The sequence below is a fragment of the Pseudomonas sp. Pseusp9 genome (assembly GCF_059491265.1).
This window is the reverse complement of the sequence record NZ_CP168500.1, coordinates 2,527,408-2,546,424: the sequence shown is the minus strand read 5'-3', so window position 1 is coordinate 2,546,424 and position 19,017 is coordinate 2,527,408. Positions and strand designations below refer to the sequence as shown.

The window sequence follows — 19,017 nt, the reverse complement described above, 5'->3', positions numbered from 1 at the left end:
TTTACTTCAAGGCCGACGATCAATCATCGCGACCCATGATGCCGAACAGCTGCAACAGGCTGACGAACAGGTTGTAGATCGATACATACAGGCTGATGGTGGCCATGATGTAGTTACGCTCGCCGCCATGAATGATGGCGCTGGTCTGGAACAGGATGCAGACCGAGGAGAACAGCACGAAACCTGCGCTGATCGCCAGTTGCAGACCGCTGATCTGGAAGAACATGCCCGCCAGCGTTGCACCCAGCAGCACGAAGAAGCCTGCCGTGATGAAACCGCCGAGGAAGCTCATGTCCTTGCGGGTAATCAGCACATACGCCGACAGACCGCCGAACACCAGCGCCGTCATTGCGAACGCCGAGCTGACCACTTCAGCGCCGCCCTGCATACCCAGGTAACGGTTGAGGATCGGGCCAAGCAGGAAACCCATGAAACCGGTCAGGGCAAATGCCGACACCAGGCCCCACGCCGAATCACGGAGTTTGTTGGTGAGGAAGAAAAGACCGTAGAAGCCGATCAGCACCACGAAGACGTTCGGGTAGCCAACACGCATCTGCTGGGCAACGTAGGCTGTCACACCGCTGAATGCGAGGGTCAGGGCGAGCAAGCCGTATGTGTTGCGCAGGACGCGGCTAACCTCTAGCTGCTCAGCCTGCACGCTGTTATTAACTGCGTAATCCTGTTCGCGCATGGCGACACTCCTGTTGGTTTGAAACGTTCAGTCGCAAAGATCATAACAGACGCTCTGTAACAAGCTATGCAGAGAGTTTGACAGTGTGTTTCATTCAGGTATTATGGCGCCCGCAACGCAAACGGAGGTGTGGCCGAGTGGTTTAAGGCAACGGTCTTGAAAACCGTCGACTGTAACAGGTCCATGAGTTCGAATCCCATCGCCTCCGCCATCTTTATACGACAAAGCCCTGATTATTCAGGGCTTTGTCGTTTCTGGGATCAGGGGAAAATCTAGGCGCTGGGCATGTGCTCCATAACTATTTTGGAAGTGTTCCATAACTCAGCCCGTTATGCCCCTCTCCTGGCGTTCTGCCGACGGTTAAAAATCCTTCATGAAACGCAGTACTACGCTGACCTCAAAACCGAGGATTCGCGATGCCAAACTCTGACCTACTCCCTTCCCTGCTATTCAAAATCAACTAAAACCAACTCGCCCTGGAGGCCGCCATCATGGAGCTCACGATCTGGGTTGAGCAGCGTGGGGCGACCGAAGTCGCTGAAAACGTGCATGCAGCCTTGGAAGCCATCGATCGCAATGAGGAATTCATCAAGATGACGCTCGCGGTGATGATGGCGCCGGAGTGACGGCGATAGGTACAAATCTTTGCAGCATCAGTTGTACAAAAATACGGTTATGCGCGGCCATCGGCTTAATGGCTTTTTGCTATGGTATTGCTTACCCATGAATCATCTGACATTGCCATCGACGTTCACGGAAAAAGGAAGATCTGGCTAATGAAACGACTGATCGCCTTGGTAAAGAATAAACCGCGCTGGCTTCCTAACGAAGGCTACTGGCGAATCCTGCAAATACTGCGCATGGCGGCCTTTGTCCCGCCAGCGCTAATCGGAGTCGCTCTTCTCGCCTTTATCGATGTCAATAGCGAAAAGATTATTTCAGGGCTATTAGTAGGGATGTTCTTCTTGGTCCTGAGTGTGGCAGCCTTTCTGGCTGTGCATGGAGTCGCATGGATGCTTGTCTGGGTAATCGAGGGGTTTTCAGAATCAAAAAAGAGATAACCGGCACCCCCTGATTACCCGGTCAGTGGTACAAAAACTGGTACGGGCTTTCGACCGTCCTAGGTTGATTTAACGTTGAGGCAAATATGGATATTGAAAAACTCTCGCTCCTGCTGAACCCTTGGCTACGTGTGGACACTTGGCATACCGGTCATCCGATGGACGACCAGCGCTTTCACCGTGCGTTGAAAGCAGCATTTGATGAGCTTGGTGTACAAATAAGCTCGGACGATTTTCGGAAAGCAATCGCGGCTTGTCTGAAAGAGCACCGCCCAGGGGACGTGGGGGCATTCGAAAGCGATATCGAAGAGTTCGCGCAACGTGGCGAGGATATCGCCAGTTACCTGTTCGACCTGAAACCTTAGGCTGACAACGTCCGTGGCGCCCTAGAAGCAATTGACCGCAACGAGGAGTTCATCAAGATGACGCTTGCAATCCTGATGACACCGAAGTGACAGCAATCAGTCCACACTCACCCCCTAGTACCCCATGCTTGAAAATGGGCACAAGGCCCAGCATTTACTGGCTCTTCTTCCGGCGCTCGCTGCAAACGGTGACTTACAGAGTTGTAACAGGAAATAGCGAATCCCCGAAAAAGTCCCCACACTCTTTTGGGACCATCCCCGGCGTTCTGCCGACCTAAAACTCCCCTGCTACGCTAACCTCATAACCGAGGATTCGCGATGCCAAACTCAGACCTACTCCCTTCCCCCGGGGCGGTGTCGTTTGTCTACCAGCCTCTGCCGCCGCCACGTTTAAAGTTGCCATTACGTCCATCGAACGGAACGGTCGCAACAAGCTTCTGATGCGCCGAACGGCAATTCCAAGATCGTGTAATGCTTCGCCATCGGTGCGAGTGTCCAGTGAGGTTAGCCGCAACTGACGCTTCATCGGGCATACCACTGTTCAGCTGCATGCCTTGCTCACTGTAGCCTACAATTCTGTTTCAGTTTCGAGCCACTGCACCCCAATACGAGTGCGTCCAGTCACAAGCGATCGACTCATGTGAAGACTGTCAACCGCACTCAAGGATGACCAAAAATGCATTCAGGCCCAGACGTAGTTCGCGCTCAAATGCGGGAAGCAGAACCGCTCTTGAAGCACCTCGACCAGGAACCGGAGACGATCAAATTCGACCCTGACGTCCTGTCCAGCGTCGAGGCAGCGACACGGCGGGTCACAGAAGCAATTGACGGTCTCCTGGCGAGGTTCAAGGGCAATCCAATACTCGGCTCACTGGCGAGTCAGTTTAAGGTCCAGTATGTCGAGGCCACCCAGCAGCAGGTGGTGCCCACTCCGGAAACGAACATATGACCTTGCCCCATAAACTGTTTGCTGGCGTCGCACTGGCCTGCCTGCTACTCGGCGGCTGCACCTCTCAGGTCACCGAGCGCGAGCAGTACTCCGGTTTCCTGTCCAGCTACAACAACCTGGAAGAAGTGACCACCACTACGGGTGAGAAGGCACTGCGTTGGGTAAGCCCGTCGTGGAACCCGAATGCGTATGACACCATAGCGTTCAGAACGTTGGAGTTTTATCCCGCACCAAAACCCAATGAGCAGGTCAATCAGCAGACGCTGGCCGAATTGCAGGACTTCATGTCCAGAAAGGCCAAACTCGTGCTGGGCCGGAAATACCAGCGGGTGTCTAACGCGGCCGCTGCACCGGCCGGGTCACGCCCCCTGATCCTGCGTGCGGCAATCACTGGCGTCAGCGCTTCGAACGAGGGCATGAAGTGGTATGAAGTGATGCCGATCGCGGCCGTTGTTGGAGCGACACAGGCCGCCACCGGTCACCGGGATCAAGACACCAATCTGTTTATCGAAGCCGAATTCATTGACGCGAGAACCCATCAGACAATGGCCAAAGTGGTACGCAAGGTATTCGGCAGCCAGCTGGAGAACGAGAGTCAGCACATCACCACCAAAGACTTTAAAGCCGCTATCGAGAAATTGAATACCGATCTCTGGGCATTCGTCCACCGTTGAACCGACTGCTTCAGGTCATTTGCGATGCACCTTGATAGGCAGCACAGCCAATAGCTGCCGGTCGTGCATGTTCAATTCCTGGCTGATAGCTATAGCCAATTGCGCCCCGCAGTTGGCAAACCAGCCCCCCGCACAGCAGACTTTGAACGGCTGATAAAACAACAAAAAAAAGCGAGGGCATTGCCCTCGCCTCCGTAACCGCTGACAGGTTCTTGCTTCTGTTCGGCATTGACCAGATAAGTTGCGTGCGCGATGAAAAATCTCTCACACCTATTGGGCAGCCTCTCCTGGCGGGGCCACTACTTCGGTTTGCCTGGCTGCGATACATCTACGCCAAAGGCACTGATTTAGTGTGCCAATTCATTCTCAGAAGCGTCTGAATCGCAATGCAAGATTGGGATCCAAATGTTGACTGAGAATTTTGAGCAAAGCTGCTTCATCATAATTTTTGAGTGCTTCAACCAGTTCCTTATGTTCTTCCAGCACTACGCTTAACAACTTTTCGTCGATTGGAATAGATGCGCAAGCCAGCAAGTGACGGAATTGCAATGCATCATAAAGCTCCAAAAGCACTTCATTTCCAGAAAGCTCCACGATGATGCGATGCAACTCCCTGTCAAGCTCCGCAATTTCATGCGCCATAATGAATTGCGTAAGCCTTGCCATCTCGCTTACCAGCTCATCAACTCTCTGTGGAATAGGAGGACGAATCGCACATACGCGGCGCGCTGCATAAGTCTCAAGCACAATGCGGGTTTCAAAAAACTGATGCATTTCACTGGGTGAAATTGCGCGGACTCTCGCTCCGCGTCGCGGAATCAGCTCGACGAAACCTTCCGCGCTCAATTTGTTGAATGCCTCCCTGATAGGTGTTCTGGATACCCCTATCTCATTTGCTACTGTTCCTTCTTCAACGAATGAACCTGACGGAAATGTACCACGCAAGATACTGTTGCGAATGTAGTCATAAGTTCGGGTTTTGACCGAGTCCGTACTTGGCTCTGCGATTTTGTTTTCCATGTTCTTACTCACATAACCTGAAGGGGTATCGCATGACCACGAGTATACATGAAAAATGCATGACGTATAAAGTCGAGAAACAGCCTTCGCCGAGAGGGCCTCCAATGAGGCCCCGGAAAACAACTCAACCCCATTGCACCCTGCGGGCGAAGGCTCGCCGCTGCACCAGGGAACCCGGCGGGAGGAGGAAATGCGACAGCGCAGGTATCAGGATCAACGCGCCAAGCATGTTCCATACGAACATGAATGCCAACAGAATGCCCATGTCAGCCTGAAACTTGATCGGTGAAAAGACCCAGGTCACCACACCCACCGCCAGGGTCATACCGACCAGGCCGACCACCTTGCCGGTGAAGGCCACTGCATGGCTGTAGGCATCGGCAAGCGAGTCCCCAAGGCGCTGCCTGGCCAATTGGATGCTCAGCAGGTACAACGCATAATCAATGCCGATACCGACCCCCAACGCGATAACGGGTAGCGTCGCAACCTTGACGCCGATGCCAAGCAGCACCATCAGCGCCTCGCACAGGATCGAAGTCATGATCAGTGGAATGATTGCAACCAGTACAGCTCGCCAACTGCGGAATGTGATGTAGCTCAGCAGGATGACCGCCGCATAGACATACATCAGCATGGCCCGATTGGCGTCTCGCACGACGATATTCGTCGCTGCTTCTATCCCGGCGCTGCCAGCCACCAGCATGAATCGCCGGTCCGCGGTACTGTGCTCAGCAATGAACCGTTCGGAAACAGCCATCACTTTATCCAGGGTTTGCGCCTTATGATCGGTCAGGAATGCGATGACCGGCATCACCGAAGCATCACCATTGAACAGCTCCGGATTGTTGACGGAAGCCACCTGACTGCCATAGTTGAGGATGTCCTGGTTGCGCGAAAGCGTCAGCCATTTCGGGCTACCTTCGAACGTGCCGCTGGTAACCTGACGCACAGCATCCACCAGCGAGGTGGTCATCTGCACTCCCGGTATGCGTCGCAATTCCCAGGCGAGGCGGTCAGCCTCTACCAGACTCTCGTATTTGTAGCTGCCATTGGCAGGCGTCTTCAGAATGACCGCGAAGAGATCGCTGGAGAGTGAATAGTGATGGGTGATGTAGGTGTTGTCCCGGTTGTAACGTGAATCCGGGCGCAGTTCGGGCGCTCCTGCATCCAGATCACCGATTTTCAGGTTCGTGCTGATGACGAAACCCACCAACACCAGCATGGAGGCGCCCACCAGGGCGAAGGTAGCCCAGCGACGAGACGTGAAATGACCCAGGCTGTCCCACAGCACGTTGCTTGTGGTGCGCCCTTCCTCAGCCAGGCTACGACGTGCCGCGTTCGCCCCCACCCCAGTGAAGGAAAGCAGCACGGGCAACAGCAGCAAGTTGGTAAAGATCAGCACCGCAACGCCAATGCTGGCTGACAACGCCAGACCTTTGATCACCGGGATGTCGATGACCATCAGCACCGCAAAGCCTACTGCATCCGCAACCAGCGCCGTCGCCCCTGCCAGGAACAACCGCCGGAAGGTGTAACGCGCCGCAACGAATTTATGGGTGCCGCGACCGATGTCCTGCATGATGCCATTCATTTTCTGCACACCATGGGAGACCCCGATGGCGAAGACGAGAAAAGGTACCAGCATCGAGTAAGGGTCCAGGTCGAACCCCAGTGCGGTAGCGAGGCCGAGTTGCCAGATTGCCGCGATGATCGAACAAGAGATCACCAGGGTGGTGCTGCGCAAACAACGGGTATAGGCATAGATGATCGCCGCAGCGACGATCGCCGCGATAGCGAAGTAGAAAAAGACTTGGATAAGCCCATCGATCAGGTCGCCAACAAGTTTGGCAAACCCGATGACATGGACCTTGATATCCGCAGTCCCCTGCGTCCGGATGCGCTCTTCCAGCGCCTTGGACAGCGCGCTGTAATCAAGCTTATGGCCGGTCGCCGGATCCACATCCAGCAGCGGAACAACGATCATCGCAGACTTCAGATCCGTGCCGACCAGACTTCCGACGATGCCGGCGCGATTGATATTCTGCCGCAGCATTTGCACCTGCTGGGGACTGCCATCGTAGCTGGCGGGTAACACCGGCCCCCCGGTGAAACCTTCCTCGGTGACCTCCATCCAGCGCACCGCGGGTGTCCAGATCGATTTCACCCATGCCCGGTCAACACCGGGGATCAGGATCAGCTCATCGTTGATACGTTGCAGGACCGCCAGGTATTCCGGATCGAAGATATCGCCATTAGTGCGCTCGACGACTACCCGGATGACATTGCCAAGCCCACGTAGCTCACCCTTGTTATCCAGATAGTTGCGGATGTACGAATGGCTTTGCGGAATCATCCGTTCGAAGCTGGCATTGATATTGATATTTTTCAACTGATAACCCAACACGACGGTCAAAACCGTGCAAAGCATCAGCAGGACAATTCGGTGGTTGAACACCATGCGCTCAAGCCACCCGCCAGATTTCCGATCAAAGAGCCTGTGATCGGACACGACGGGCATCTCGGCTTCTTTCTCACCTGAAAACGCCACGATTATTCTCCACTTATGAGACGGCTTAACGGAGCACCTGCTTGCTCAAACCCTGTCCACTTCCCACTACCAATGACCGACCGTCATCGAGAGGGACCAGAGATGCCGCAACCGAAACAGGAGCCAGACCGGAGACCTTGGTAAAATGAGTGCCATTGTTGCGACTGGCCAGAACCTGGCCGTCCTGGCTCAACAACATCACTTCACCCGCCGCGGTCATACCATCGGCAACCAGCGATGTCGGAACATCTGTCTCGACCGGACTCCAGTGGTTACCGGCATCACTGGAAACCACGATGCTGCCCCTGAGCCCGTAAGCAACCAGGTGATCCGGCGTACCGGTTATGCCGAAAAAGGTACCGGCGGCGTTGCTGTCGAGGCGCTTGAACTGCCCTGCCTGGCGATCCAGTTTCATAAGCAGGCCAGCCTCTCCGGCAACATAGATGTCCTCGCCAATTGCCCGGATGGCATACAGATGCAGCCCCATGGGATTGTCGGCCTTGCTGGACCATGGCTCCCATGAGTTGCCACCGTCGGTGGTACGCCAGATTTGGTTGAAGGCACCGACAATGAACCCCTGCCGTTCTGTCTCGAACCACAGCCCAAGGAACGACAGATCTGCAGCGGTGTCGTTACCATTTTCGCCACCGCCTGCCGGCAGCAGTTCCCGGGCCATGCGGGCATCCAGTTTGCGCTCCCAGGACAATCCTCCATCCGTGGAACGAAGCACGACACCATCGTGACCGACTGCCCAGCCCACCTGTGGGCTGGGAAAATTCACCGCATTAAGGTCGGAGGAAACCGGAACCCGGGACTGCTGCCAGGTGCTGCCATCATCATCGGAAAAGACAATGTGCCCACGACGCCCCACACCCACGATGCGTTTCCCGGCCTTCGCCAGCCCTGTGATCAATTGCCGGGAGGAAAGCTCGGTAATGACAGCGGGCGTATCCAGGACATCCTGAAAGCCGTCGCGGGCCACTACCCATGCCGGCTGGGTGCCGGCCACCCCGATTAACAGAAAAACCAGCAAGGAACGGACCTTCATTACTTCATCACTCCTAAAGTCGCCCGAGAAAGCCCTTCCTGGCACACGCCAGGAAGGGCTCCTGTCCTGTTCAGCGGACGCCGGTACCCGCCAGTGAATCGGCGTTCCAGTCGCGCTCGGAGAGCGGCTTGATGTACTTCAGGCCACCCTTATCCCCGCCCAGGTGCACGACCATCGCGTAGTTGCCAGCGATCAGGTCATAGGCGAAGTAGGAACTGGTGAATGGCGCAACCGCATCGTAACTTTGGGTTGGGGTAGCAATGACGGTGCGATAGAGCTGGCCGTGACCGTCATATTCATCGCTGGCCAGTGCCGCCCAGCTGTCTTCGTCGATGTAGAAAGTGCGCTTGCTGTAGATATGACGCTTGCCCTCCTTCAAGGTCGCCTCAACGACCCAGACGCGATGCAATTCCCAGCGCACGAAATCGGGATTGATGTGATTCGGGGTCAGCAGGTCTTCAGGCTTGGTCTCATAGGTCATCTTGTAAGTGTTGTAGGGAACATACATCTCCTTCTTGCCGACCAGCTTCATGTCGTACCGTTCCATCGACCCGTTGAACACGAAGGCATCGTCGTAGGTCGTCGCGCCCCCGGTACCCGGGTTGGGGGTATCAAAGGCCAGGGTTGGTGCCAGGCGTACGCGACGCTGTCCCGGCAGGTACTGCCAGGTACTGCGTCCCTTGCTGACCACATCGATGGCATCCTTCAGCAGAATCGCCTCGCCGTTACGACGCTCCGGCCCCAGATAGCGAACCTTGAGGCGCCAGAAGATATCCGCGCCGGGAGAATGGTAGTAAGGGAAATCGTCCGAGTTGATACCTTCGGTGGCAAGGATCGGCCGTCCCGAGGCGTCAACGTTCCAGCTCTTGTAGCGATACTCCATTGCCTCGCCGCTATAGCGAAGCAAATGGTTCCACATGACCTGGTAGGCATCCTTGGGAATCGGGAACGGATAACCGGCCTTGACGTTCTTTACCCCCAAGCCACCATCAATGGATTCTCCGTTCAGGGCGTTGGACAGCGTCGACTTCTGAATCAGTTCCGGCACGGCCATGGTGCGGTGCGAAGGATAGACATCGATGCGAAAGCTCGGGTAACGCTTCATCAGCGCCTTCACCGACTCGGTCAGGCGCTCGGCGTACTGCCCCATGTTCTGCCCATTGACGGAAAACAGCGGCTTTTCCGTGGCAAAGGGATCATTGCGGATCCCCGAATCTTTCTGGAATCCCGGCGGTGGCGTTGTCAGGCCACCGGTATAGGCAGGGATGGAACCATCGGCATTGCCGGCTTTTTCGGCACCGACTGCCGTCAGACGGGCTCCGAGCTGTTGTGCTTCGGCGGGTGTCACCGCGGCATGAACCGAACCTGCCAGGGTATACATCAGGCCCATCAGCAAATATTTGTTGAACATGTTGTCCCCGCCTTAGAAAGTGGTTTTGAGGGTCAAGGTAAGCATTCCGCGATCTTTCAGCAGCGCCGATCCGCCATTGGCCACCTGTACGGCGCCAGTCGCGGGGTTGGTGCTGTAGTCACCGAAGAAATCGATGTACTTGAGATCAGCCTTGTATTTCTGCGCAATGTCCGCGGCAATGCCGAAGCTGTAACTGCCAGCGTCTTCGTTGCCACCATTGGAAACCGGTGAATTGCCACCGATACCGGAACTGATCACCATCGGCATGGAGAGGTCCACGCCGGGGAAAACCTGCAACCAGGTCGGCGTGTAGGTCGCGGTCAGGACGAAGGCATCGCGATCGGCGTGATCGAGCGACTGGTAGTTGCGGTTGCCTTTGTAGAACTGCTCACCATCGGTGACATCGACCAGATGACTCCAGGCAAGCTCCGTGCTCCATGCAGCAGAGTCGTAAATGCCGTTACCGCTCATCACGCCCACCAGGTTCAGGACGCCGTGCATGGTTTCGCCACGGGCCCCGGGCGTTTCGCCGTGCTTGGGAAGAGCGGTGACGGGCACGGCAATGCTCACCAGCGGCATATTGCGGCGGTAAGACAGTTCGGCCCCGACGGAGACCCCGCCGTAGTTCTGCGACAAGCTGATCCCGAAAAGATCGATGTCATCGGCGTAGGCCCAGTGGTAACGGCCTGCGATGCCATTTGCCGGCGGCGCTCCCTCCAGCAGCAACTGCGGGATGCGGTCGGAGAAATTGCGATAGTAGAAGCCCAGTGTGCCTTGCAGCCATTCCGGCGACCAGCGTGTCGAAAGTCCCCAGTCGCCATGATCGCGCGGGTCGATGTCTTTCCCTTTCAGGAAGCGATTGGGGCCGGCGATCAATGAGCCTTCATTGCCACCGATGTTGATGTCACTGGAGCCCAGGTAGGTGCCGCCTTCGGGAAACAGGTTCTGTTCCCAGTCGAGGAAATACTGGCCCGCAACCGACAGTGAATCCGTTGGCCGTACCTGGAAGGAGACATTGTTCACCGGGCGAAACAGTTCCTTGGCCTCAATGCCGGGAATGGCCTGGCCCTTGCCGATATCCAGTGGCATCTGTGCGTACGCGATACCGTTGATGAAGGCCGTCAGCCCAAGACTCTCGCCCCAGTAGATGCTGTGGCTGCCGACTTTGACATCGACTGGAACCTCACCGATATCAAAGCCGCCAAAAACGAAGGCGTCGAGAAACTCGCCGCTCGGGCCAGCAAAGTAGCGCTCGGTGTAGCGGGTCAGACCAACCGCGGGCACACCATTTTTCAAGTGGTTGGAAGTTTCCGGAGAGTCGTTATCCAGATCCTGGTTATATTGGTAGTCATACCAACCGGCAGCCGATACACGCATGCCATACTTGTTCTTGTAGATGGCATCGAATTCGGATAACACATCCAGGCGATTGGAAACAATGCCGCGATCAAAGTTCCGATCGCCATCGTTATTGTTTACCGCATTGATAATCGCCTTATTCTGGGATTCGACTCGCTGAGTCAGGGTATAACGCGGAGTATTATCCCAACGCACCTGCCAGTCTTCGCTTCCGATCGGGATTTCCATGGCCTGCGCACTTACACAAGCAAGCGTTAGCAATGCCAGGCTACTGCTGGCAAGCGGAACCAGCTTGTTTCCATTGCCCATTACTTTCCGCGTGTTTTTTATTTTTATCATTACCTACCTCGATGGTGATCACCGAATCAGCGCGCAAACAATGCCGCGCTGTTTTTCGGCAAAGATCATCCAGACCCACGATACAAATGCTCGTGAGCGCCGGATTGACAGGTTTATTCGGAAACTTGACTAATTACTGTTCGAGCTTGGCCATTACCAGGGCGGTGGCGCCGGTCAATTCACCCAGTGTTTTATCTTTGCTGATCAGTGGAAGTCCTTTCTGTTCGGTTTCCTGCAGCAGGACTGCGCGTTCGATATCCAGCGCCGCTTCTTCACGAGGAATGAACACCACGCCCCCTTCATCGGCAATCACCAGATCCCCCGGCGCAACAACCGCCCCACCGCAGCACACCGGCACATTCATCCGCCCGCCAATGCCTTGCAGGCGCGTTGTGATACTGGCAACCCCCCTCGCCCACACCGCAAGACCAACATCGCGCAGCTCCCCCGGGTCGGCCACCGGGCCATCGATAATGACGCCGGCAACCCCCGCCTTGGCCAAGGCATAGGCCACACCGCCGCCAAGACAGGCATGGTGCTTGTCCCCCAGCCGATCGATGACCACGATATCCCCCGGACGCAACCGTCCGACGGCATGGTGCAGCAGTGTCGAATCGGCTGCCGGAAGGGCCAGGGTAACCGCCGGACCTGCAATCCTCGGTACCGGGTACAGGGGCCGTATAGCATTGTCCGGGAAGCCCATCAGGCGAAAATGGCCAATCGTGGCAGGCTCGGCATTCAGTGCGCGCTCGACCAGGCTCAAAGGCATTGGCTCAGGCATCGGGCAGATCTTGAACATGCAATACCCTCCCTTAACCGGCCACGAATCGGCGTGCGAGCAGTCGATGGTTCTTCAGGGGCATCCGCGTGCGAATGGCTTGCTGATAGTTCCTATCGATACTGGCGCTGGCGAATGCTTCGCTGCTGGAGGCCTGCGCGACGATCTGCCCCCATGGATCGATGATCATCGAATGCCCCCAGGTCATGTATTTGCCATCGTCGAAGGTGCCTACCTGGCACGGGGCCGCCACGTAGCACTGCCATTCGATGGCACGTGCCCTGAGCAGCACTTCCCAATGGTCGGCGCCCGTCTGGAAGGTGAACGCGGCGGGTACCACGATAAGCTCCGCGCCTTCATCGCACAGTGCCTGGAAAAGCTCCGGGAAGCGCAGGTCGTAGCAGATGGCAAGACCAACCTGTACACCGTCGATTTCAACACAGACAACGTCCTTGCCCGCCTCGACATGCGCGGACTCCTTCAGTTCGGAGCCATCGGCCAGTACTGCATCGAAGCGGTGGATCTTGCGGTATTTGGCCAGCAACTCACCCTCGCGACCGAAAACCAGCGAGGTGTTGTAAACCTTCTCGTCCTCCAGCTCCATGGCGCTGCCGATATGCAGGTTCACCTTCAGGCGCCTGGCCAGATTAGAGAAGCGCTCGTATACCTCGCCGCCGGGGAAGGGTTCGGCTGACGCCTTCATCGACGCCGGAGAACCGGCGATGCAAGCGATCATTTCCGGCAAGATGACGAAATCCGGGCGGTCCTGTTCTACCGCCCGTTCCACCAGTTTCTCCACCGAGGCAATGTTGGCGTTCTTGTCTGCGGAAACATTTTTCTGAATAACGGTAATTCGCACTTGCTTGCTCCTTTTTTCATTGTTTTTTTGCAAAGGATTTTTTCAATTGCTGCGGGTCAACGAACCTCGGCCGAAGCACGTAGCGGATTGGCACGTCGTCCGAGATACAGGCCCAATGTCGTAACCGACAGCACCAGCCCGCCCCCTCCCACGATAAGCACTGCGGTTCGCAGGTCGGTGGCATTACCTCCCAGCAATGCGACAACACTTGCGACGAGAATCGGTCCCACTGCCAGGCCGCAGATATTCACGACCATGACGTACAGTGCAGACACGCGGCTTCGAATGGCTGCCGGCGAGCGTTTCTGGATGAGTGCCGGTGCAATGCCGATGGAGCAGGTGCACAGGCCGTGTAACGCAGCGCAGGCGATGAGCACCCCCACAGGCCCGGTGGCCAGCAGGAACACCAGGCCGGCCGGGATCGCCAGCACGCCGGCAAAGAGCGGGACACGCAGGGCTGAACACACGTCTTGCGCCCGACTTGAAAGGCGGTCGGCGATCCAGGCGGCGGCGAACATGCCGCCGATGCAGGAGAACAGCACCACTGCGCCATAGATTCGACCAATCTCACCGGGCAGCCAGAGGAACTCACGAACGAAAATCGCGGGAATCCAGGTGAGCAACGCGTAACTCATGGTCAGCAAGCCCGCCATGCCGACGAAGACAGCAGCAATGAACGCCCGATCTTCGACAAGGTACGCAATGACTTTCACGCTTTCGCTGTGCGGCGCTACCGCGTCCACGCCCTGATGACGGGTACCGTCGCGGCGGTTCAGGATCCACCACAGTACCGGCAGCAGCACAAGCCCCGGCAACGCTACCAGCAGAAAGGTTGATTGCCAGGGTTCCCGCGCCGCGAACCAGCCCAGGTTGATCACGCCGATCGGTTCCAGCCATTCGTACAACGAGCCGACAATATAGAAAGCAGTCCCTGCGCCAATGACCGCGCCAGCCTGAAACAGTGTCAGTGCCCTGTTGAGAATCGCCTTGGGAAAGCGTTCATAGATCACCGAATAGGCGGCCGGTGCCAGGGCGGCCTCCCCCGCGCCGACCAGCATCCGTGCAAGGAGCAAGCCCGTGAAGCTGTTGGCAAGTCCGCACGCCGCCGTTGCCGCGCACCAGATCAGCATTCCCAGCAGAATGGTCCCGGTACGGGACCACTTGTCCGCCAACCAACCGCACGGGATTCCCAGGATTGAGTAAAACAACCCAAAGGCGAGACCATGCAGCAGGCCGATATGCACATCGCTGATCGCCAGCGTTGCCTTGATCGGCGCCACCAGCAGAGAAAGCGCGAATCGGTCAACAAAGGAAATGACCATTGCAACTGCGAGGATGGCGGTTGTAATCCATGCCCAGGTGTAATCAGGCTGATTGACAGAGACTTTGCTATTGCTCACCACGGCGAACTCTCCTCTGCAACTGTCGATTGTGATTGCTCAGGCACTGGCGGTTACGCCTGCTCGGGAAGCAGGCTGACGGAAGCATCCCAGAGTTGCCGCAAGCCCATGGCCAAGGCGAACTGCTCCATGGCAATGAAGATGCGCTCGGCACCGTGCTCAATGGCGAAGGCTTTTTCCTCAGGGCTCCAGGCAGGGAAGATCCACGGTTTACCGGCGGCTTTTGCGGCCTCGACGATCAAGCCGATGTCTTCCCAGTCTCCGGGCTGCTTCTTATAGATGCCGCGGTCGCGGCGAATCGAAAGATCGGTAGGCCCGATGAAAACGCCGTCCACGACAGGCAACGCGAGAATGTCATCGATCTCCTCCAGCGCTTGCGCGTCTTCGATGATCGGGTAGCAACGCGTACGGGTGTTTTGCTGCTCGATCCATGTGTCCGCCGGATAAGCGAACCGGGTCGTGCGGCCCCCGGCAAGGCTGCGGTCACCTAACGGCGGCAATTTGGCGTAACCACAGACACGCCGGGCTTCGGCAGCACTGCTGATGTGCGGGATTACGACTGCGTCCGCACCAAAGTCCAGCGCCTGTTGTACCGCCTCACGCGTAGGACCGAGTGCCTTCACGAACACCTCGAACCCCAACGCCTTCAGAAACGGGATGAAGCTGTCGAGAGTGGCAAGGTCGAAGATGCCGTGCTCCACATCCAGGATGGCGACCCGATAGCCGATGAGCTTCGCAATCTCCGCCATGCCGATGTTCGGGCCAGTGAACCACAGCCCCAAGTCCTCTTTACACAGTTGCTTGGTCAATTCGCGACGCCTCCGAGGTTGTCTTCCATACTTCATGTATACGTGTCGTATTTGTGAAGTATGCTATAGCCAGACCCGGAAAGCGTCAATAGCGTTGTTGAAAGGCGGTGGTCGCCATTGCTGCCAGCTTGGAAAGCTTCAGAGTGCCAAAGCAAAAGCCCAGCACGAGGCTGGGCAAATTTCTAAAAGATCAGTCGTGATAAAGCGGCAATCGGCCAAAAAGCACCCACTCTCCAGCGGCTGCTTTTGTCCCGACAGACGTCATGCTCCAGCGAATTCGCGTAGCCTTTAGACAGCCAAGGATCGCTCGCGCAACTCACTATTGAGGATGCGGTCGTTCTCGCTGTAGTCGACCGGGCAGTCGATCACATGCACGCCCGGGGTCTTGATGCAGTGTTCCAGCAGCGGCAGGAATCCTTCGGCACTTTCCACGCGATAGCCATGGGCACCATAGGCTTGGGCGTATTTCACGAAATCGGGGTTGCCGTAATCCAGGCCGAAGTCGGCAAAGCCCATGTTCGCTTGCTTCCAGCGAATCATGCCGTAGCCATCGTCACGCAGGATGACCACGGTGACGTGCATGTTCAGACGCACCGCCGTTTCCAACTCCTGGCTGTTCATCATGAAGCCGCCATCGCCGCACACGGCGATGACTGGACGATCCGGATACACCAGGTGCGAAGCCATCGCAGACGGCAGACCGGCACCCATTGTCGCTAGCGCATTATCGAGCAGCACGGTGTTGGGCTTGTGCGCCTTGTAGTTGCGGGCGAACCAGATCTTGTAGATACCGTTGTCCAGCGCCACGATGCCCTCGGACGGCAGTGCGCGTCGGATATCGGCTACCAGCCGCTGCGGATAGACCGGGTAGCGGTCGTCATCAGCCCCTTCGGCAATCTGTGCTTCGTTGGCTTCACGAATCGCCAGCAGGCGGGTGAAATCCCAATGTGCGGTGTCGTTCAGCGCCTCGCCGATCTGCCAGACGGCATTGGCGATGTCGCCGATCACTTCGATTTGCGGAAAATACACAGCATCGACTTCAGCGGAACGGAAGTTGATGTGGATGACCTCGGTACCGCCACGCATCATGAAAAACGGCGGTTTCTCGATCACGTCGTGACCGATGTTGACGATCAGGTCCGCCGCTTCGACCGCACGATGCACGAAGTCACCTGAAGACAATGCAGCGTTGCCGAGGAAGCGCGGGTGACGCTCGTCAACCACCCCCTTGCCTAGCTGGGTCGTGACGAATGGAATGCCGGTCTTGTCGATCAGCTGGTTCAGGACCTTGGCGGTCATCTTGCGGTTGGCGCCAGCGCCGATCACCAGGATCGGGCTACGGGCCCGTTGCAGCTTCTCGACAGCGGCGTCGATGGCGCAGTGCTCGGCCAGCGGGCGGCGATGCAGACTGCGAGGGATTGGCAAGCTGTCGGTCTGCTCGGCGGCGATGTCTTCCGGCAATTCCAGGTGCACGGCGCCCGGCTTTTCCTCCTCCGCCAGACGGAAGGCTTCACGCATGCGCGAAGGGATGTTATCGGCTGAGGCCAACTGGTGGGTGTACTTGGTGATGGGCGCCATCATGTTGCACACGTCGATGATCTGGAAGCGACCCTGCTTGGACTTCTTGATCGGTTTCTGGCCAGTGATCATCAACATTGGCATGCCGCCCAGATAAGCATAGGCACCGGCGGTGACCAGGTTGGTGGCACCCGGGCCAAGGGTCGAAAGGCTTACGCCGGTCTTGCCGGTCAGGCGGCCATAAGTGGCGGCCATAAAGCCAGCGGACTGCTCATGGCGAGTCAGTACCAACTTGATCTGCGATTTGCGCAGGGACTCCAGCAGGTCCAGGTTTTCCTCACCGGGAATGCCGAACACATACTCGACACCTTCGTTTTCCAGGCATTGCACAACGACATCAGCGGCCTTGGCCATCTTGCTTGTAACCTCAGAGATAATTGCCGGGATTGGCATTGCACTGCGGCACGGCCCTTCAAATGCCGGGCCGCGCAGTCAGTTTTTCGTTCGAATCAAGAAAGGGAAGTAACGACCAACGCGGCATTTTTGCGGTTGAGCGACAACAGAGACCGATGCCCTGCCCATGTTGCGTCGACTCAGAATACGTTGAACGGAATCGTTGTAACTATCCGAAGTTCTTTGACACTGCCATCGATTTCGTTGGGTGTTGCACGATGCGCCACATAGCCTACCTGGAGACTACTGTCTTTCAATGTACCGCTCTGCAGGGTGTATGAACTCAAGAGACCCGACTCCTGGTGTTTGTCACCATCCGAGCGCTTTGAAGGATAACTATTACCCTTGTAATGAGTTCCATCGATGCCCCAGCCACGGACGTTATACAAATAGAATGTCAGCCCAGGCACGCCATAGGGCGCCGCATCGAAAAGGTAGGCCAGTTGCACTGACTTTTCGTTGGGGCCGTTGTAGTTCGACAAAAACGAGTTGGCCAGCGTCGACCCTTTGCTTTCGTGAATAAAATCGAAGTATTCATTACCATTTATCTGTTGCCAGGCGAGCACCAGACCATGAGCACCGTGAGTCAATCTAAATGCCAGGCTATAGGCATCATTATCAATAGGGCCCATTTTAGCCGAGCCCTCATCGTTGGTCTTATAGTAATTGAACGAGGTATTCAGCCCCAGTACAGCTCGATTTCCCGCACTGTGCACGAAACCGAAATAGTATTGATTCCAGAAATCTTCAACCTGAGTCGCATAAACGCTTGTCTTCAAACTTGCAAAGGGCGTATAGGTCGCTCCTGCAATGTAAGCCGCATCGCTCGACACGTTGCGATTACCATACTCAGATACGATATCCGTAGTACTTTGTTCCGAGCGCGGAGACACTTTATCAAACGCACCCAGGTCGAAACTCAGGTTATTGAATTCAACACTGTTCAGGCTTACACCTTCGAAACTTGAAGGCAGTGCCCTGTTAGTGTTGGTTGCAATCATTGGTGTTTGCATATTCTGGCGACCAACCGTCAGCGTCGTATTGGATACGCGCGCCTTGATGTTGGCCAGCCCCAGCTTGCTCCATTGATCGACTGCATTTGCGTCACTGTCCGTCAGCGTCCGATTGCCACCACCTGCGATACGCCCCTTTCCCTGTTCGAGTGCAATGGCGTTATAGGCTCCCACCTCAACGCCAAGGCCCAATTGGCCCTGAGTGAACCCGGAGCGATAGTCCAGGATCGTGCCTTGTACCCAGGTATCACGACGATCCGTCTTCTCCAGCGAGCCGTCATCCTTCTTGATGAAAAAGGTGCTATTGCGGTCCGCTTGCTCCTTGGACAGGAAGTTCTTGGTGGTTCCCGACAGCGATTGCCCGGCAATGAAGCCTGAAGCTTCATCTTGAGCACTGCCGGATTTGAACTGGGTAGCAGTAAAGCCCTGGCTGGCATTTTCCGCCAGGGCCACAGGTGTCGCTACAAGAAAGACCAAAGGCAAAACGGTACGCTGCATACGAATCATATTTAACACCGGAGTTTTTATTATTAGACAGGATTAAGAACGCCAGCCGCTCTCGATAACACCGAGCTCGACCCGCAGCAACAAAGCACATCAATGTAAATGGCGCTCAACTCCAATAAGAGGCTGGATGCAGCGCCACATTAACTAATGTTGACAGGCTCACACTTTCAGCAAACCCAGGCCTGCATGCACGCAAACCAAAGTCAGGCATAAAA

18 protein-coding genes, 1 tRNA gene and 1 pseudogene are annotated in these 19,017 nt (G+C 56.3%); 7 read left to right on the top strand and 13 right to left on the bottom strand.

Features of this window, described 5'->3' with window-relative positions:
• Positions 1-19: 19 nt before the first annotated feature.
• Entirely contained in the window at positions 20-691 is a 672-nt protein-coding gene (locus ACEN8E_RS11535; RefSeq protein WP_495592717.1) for a Bax inhibitor-1/YccA family protein, read from the bottom strand.
• A gap of 123 nt (positions 692-814) precedes the next feature.
• Here ACEN8E_RS11535 and ACEN8E_RS11530 point away from each other — a divergent pair.
• The 4 genes from ACEN8E_RS11530 to ACEN8E_RS11515 all read left to right on the top strand — a co-directional run bounded on the left by ACEN8E_RS11530 (position 815) and on the right by ACEN8E_RS11515 (position 2,117).
• Positions 815-902 (top strand) — tRNA-Ser (locus ACEN8E_RS11530).
• A gap of 280 nt (positions 903-1,182) precedes the next feature.
• Positions 1,183-1,317 (top strand): hypothetical protein, encoded by a 135-nt coding sequence (locus ACEN8E_RS11525; RefSeq protein ID WP_495592716.1) that lies wholly within the window; start codon positions 1,183-1,185, stop codon positions 1,315-1,317.
• A gap of 150 nt (positions 1,318-1,467) precedes the next feature.
• Positions 1,468-1,752: a hypothetical protein gene (locus ACEN8E_RS11520; RefSeq protein ID WP_495592715.1), complete on the top strand. Its 285-nt coding sequence runs from the start codon at positions 1,468-1,470 to the stop codon at positions 1,750-1,752.
• Between the two features lie 86 nt (positions 1,753-1,838).
• Positions 1,839-2,117 (top strand): hypothetical protein, encoded by a 279-nt coding sequence (locus ACEN8E_RS11515; RefSeq protein WP_495592714.1) that lies wholly within the window; start codon positions 1,839-1,841, stop codon positions 2,115-2,117.
• Between the two features lie 346 nt (positions 2,118-2,463).
• Here the strand turns inward: ACEN8E_RS11515 and ACEN8E_RS11510 are convergent.
• A pseudogene (locus ACEN8E_RS11510) lies at positions 2,464-2,616 on the bottom strand (CHAD domain-containing protein); the annotation flags it as partial.
• 177 nt (positions 2,617-2,793) lie between these two features.
• On the opposite strand from ACEN8E_RS11510, the gene ACEN8E_RS11505 reads away from it, so the two are divergent.
• Both ACEN8E_RS11505 and ACEN8E_RS11500 read left to right on the top strand, forming a co-directional pair.
• Entirely contained in the window at positions 2,794-3,066 is a 273-nt protein-coding gene (locus tag ACEN8E_RS11505) for a YuaX family protein (protein WP_495592713.1), read from the top strand.
• Entirely contained in the window at positions 3,063-3,740 is a 678-nt protein-coding gene (locus ACEN8E_RS11500) for a DUF3313 domain-containing protein (protein WP_495592712.1), read from the top strand. The genes ACEN8E_RS11505 and ACEN8E_RS11500 overlap by 4 nt, the downstream gene beginning before the upstream one ends.
• 366 nt (positions 3,741-4,106) lie before the next feature.
• Here ACEN8E_RS11500 and ACEN8E_RS11495 read toward each other — a convergent pair whose 3' ends face one another.
• The 5 genes from ACEN8E_RS11495 to ACEN8E_RS11475 all read right to left on the bottom strand — a co-directional run bounded on the left by ACEN8E_RS11495 (position 4,107) and on the right by ACEN8E_RS11475 (position 11,354).
• Positions 4,107-4,760 (bottom strand): GntR family transcriptional regulator, encoded by a 654-nt coding sequence (locus ACEN8E_RS11495; protein ID WP_495592711.1) that lies wholly within the window; start codon positions 4,758-4,760, stop codon positions 4,107-4,109.
• A gap of 124 nt (positions 4,761-4,884) precedes the next feature.
• Positions 4,885-7,278: an efflux RND transporter permease subunit gene (locus tag ACEN8E_RS11490; protein WP_495593305.1), complete on the bottom strand. Its 2,394-nt coding sequence runs from the start codon at positions 7,276-7,278 to the stop codon at positions 4,885-4,887.
• Between the two features lie 55 nt (positions 7,279-7,333).
• Positions 7,334-8,356, bottom strand: coding sequence for a WD40/YVTN/BNR-like repeat-containing protein (locus ACEN8E_RS11485; RefSeq protein WP_495592710.1), 1,023 nt, complete (start codon positions 8,354-8,356; stop codon positions 7,334-7,336).
• 70 nt (positions 8,357-8,426) lie between these two features.
• Positions 8,427-9,767 (bottom strand): DUF1329 domain-containing protein, encoded by a 1,341-nt coding sequence (locus ACEN8E_RS11480; RefSeq protein ID WP_495592709.1) that lies wholly within the window; start codon positions 9,765-9,767, stop codon positions 8,427-8,429.
• 12 nt (positions 9,768-9,779) lie between these two features.
• Positions 9,780-11,354 (bottom strand): DUF1302 domain-containing protein, encoded by a 1,575-nt coding sequence (locus tag ACEN8E_RS11475; RefSeq protein ID WP_495592708.1) that lies wholly within the window; start codon positions 11,352-11,354, stop codon positions 9,780-9,782.
• Between ACEN8E_RS11475 and ACEN8E_RS11470 the strand changes: the two genes are divergently transcribed.
• The gene (locus tag ACEN8E_RS11470; RefSeq protein WP_495592707.1) at positions 11,353-11,598 is read left to right on the top strand and encodes a hypothetical protein; all 246 of its coding nucleotides are present in this window, start codon (positions 11,353-11,355) and stop codon (positions 11,596-11,598) included. The genes ACEN8E_RS11475 and ACEN8E_RS11470 overlap by 2 nt on opposite strands.
• Here the strand turns inward: ACEN8E_RS11470 and ACEN8E_RS11465 are convergent, their stop codons facing one another.
• The 6 genes from ACEN8E_RS11465 to ACEN8E_RS11440 form a co-directional block, all read right to left on the bottom strand.
• On the bottom strand, positions 11,599-12,264 hold the full coding sequence (locus ACEN8E_RS11465; protein WP_495592706.1) for an RraA family protein: 666 nt from the start codon (positions 12,262-12,264) through the stop codon (positions 11,599-11,601).
• A 13-nt stretch (positions 12,265-12,277) separates the two neighbouring features.
• Positions 12,278-13,102: a carbon-nitrogen hydrolase family protein gene (locus tag ACEN8E_RS11460; RefSeq protein WP_495592705.1), complete on the bottom strand. Its 825-nt coding sequence runs from the start codon at positions 13,100-13,102 to the stop codon at positions 12,278-12,280.
• Between the two features lie 56 nt (positions 13,103-13,158).
• Positions 13,159-14,502, bottom strand: a complete 1,344-nt coding sequence (locus ACEN8E_RS11455) for an MFS transporter (protein ID WP_495592704.1) — start codon at positions 14,500-14,502, stop codon at positions 13,159-13,161.
• 53 nt (positions 14,503-14,555) lie between these two features.
• The gene (locus ACEN8E_RS11450; protein ID WP_495592703.1) at positions 14,556-15,311 is read right to left on the bottom strand and encodes an HpcH/HpaI aldolase family protein; all 756 of its coding nucleotides are present in this window, start codon (positions 15,309-15,311) and stop codon (positions 14,556-14,558) included.
• Between the two features lie 288 nt (positions 15,312-15,599).
• Positions 15,600-17,243 (bottom strand): acetolactate synthase large subunit, encoded by a 1,644-nt coding sequence (locus ACEN8E_RS11445; protein WP_495592702.1) that lies wholly within the window; start codon positions 17,241-17,243, stop codon positions 15,600-15,602.
• Positions 17,244-17,422: 179 nt separating this feature from the next.
• The gene (locus ACEN8E_RS11440; RefSeq protein ID WP_495592701.1) at positions 17,423-18,802 is read right to left on the bottom strand and encodes an OprD family outer membrane porin; all 1,380 of its coding nucleotides are present in this window, start codon (positions 18,800-18,802) and stop codon (positions 17,423-17,425) included.
• Between the last annotated feature and the right edge of the window lie 215 nt (positions 18,803-19,017).

Coding starts and splice junctions, on each gene's coding strand:
- ACEN8E_RS11535 (WP_495592717.1), bottom strand. CDS start 691: ATGCGCGAACAGGATTACGCAGTTAATAACAGCGTGCAGGCTGAGCAG.
- ACEN8E_RS11525 (WP_495592716.1), top strand. CDS start 1,183: ATGGAGCTCACGATCTGGGTTGAGCAGCGTGGGGCGACCGAAGTCGCT.
- ACEN8E_RS11520 (WP_495592715.1), top strand. CDS start 1,468: ATGAAACGACTGATCGCCTTGGTAAAGAATAAACCGCGCTGGCTTCCT.
- ACEN8E_RS11515 (WP_495592714.1), top strand. CDS start 1,839: ATGGATATTGAAAAACTCTCGCTCCTGCTGAACCCTTGGCTACGTGTG.
- ACEN8E_RS11505 (WP_495592713.1), top strand. CDS start 2,794: ATGCATTCAGGCCCAGACGTAGTTCGCGCTCAAATGCGGGAAGCAGAA.
- ACEN8E_RS11500 (WP_495592712.1), top strand. CDS start 3,063: ATGACCTTGCCCCATAAACTGTTTGCTGGCGTCGCACTGGCCTGCCTG.
- ACEN8E_RS11495 (WP_495592711.1), bottom strand. CDS start 4,760: ATGGAAAACAAAATCGCAGAGCCAAGTACGGACTCGGTCAAAACCCGA.
- ACEN8E_RS11490 (WP_495593305.1), bottom strand. CDS start 7,278: ATGCCCGTCGTGTCCGATCACAGGCTCTTTGATCGGAAATCTGGCGGG.
- ACEN8E_RS11485 (WP_495592710.1), bottom strand. CDS start 8,356: ATGAAGGTCCGTTCCTTGCTGGTTTTTCTGTTAATCGGGGTGGCCGGC.
- ACEN8E_RS11480 (WP_495592709.1), bottom strand. CDS start 9,767: ATGTTCAACAAATATTTGCTGATGGGCCTGATGTATACCCTGGCAGGT.
- ACEN8E_RS11470 (WP_495592707.1), top strand. CDS start 11,353: ATGGCCTGCGCACTTACACAAGCAAGCGTTAGCAATGCCAGGCTACTG.
- ACEN8E_RS11475 (WP_495592708.1), bottom strand. CDS start 11,354: ATGGAAATCCCGATCGGAAGCGAAGACTGGCAGGTGCGTTGGGATAAT.
- ACEN8E_RS11465 (WP_495592706.1), bottom strand. CDS start 12,264: ATGTTCAAGATCTGCCCGATGCCTGAGCCAATGCCTTTGAGCCTGGTC.
- ACEN8E_RS11445 (WP_495592702.1), bottom strand. CDS start 17,243: ATGGCCAAGGCCGCTGATGTCGTTGTGCAATGCCTGGAAAACGAAGGT.
- ACEN8E_RS11440 (WP_495592701.1), bottom strand. CDS start 18,802: ATGATTCGTATGCAGCGTACCGTTTTGCCTTTGGTCTTTCTTGTAGCG.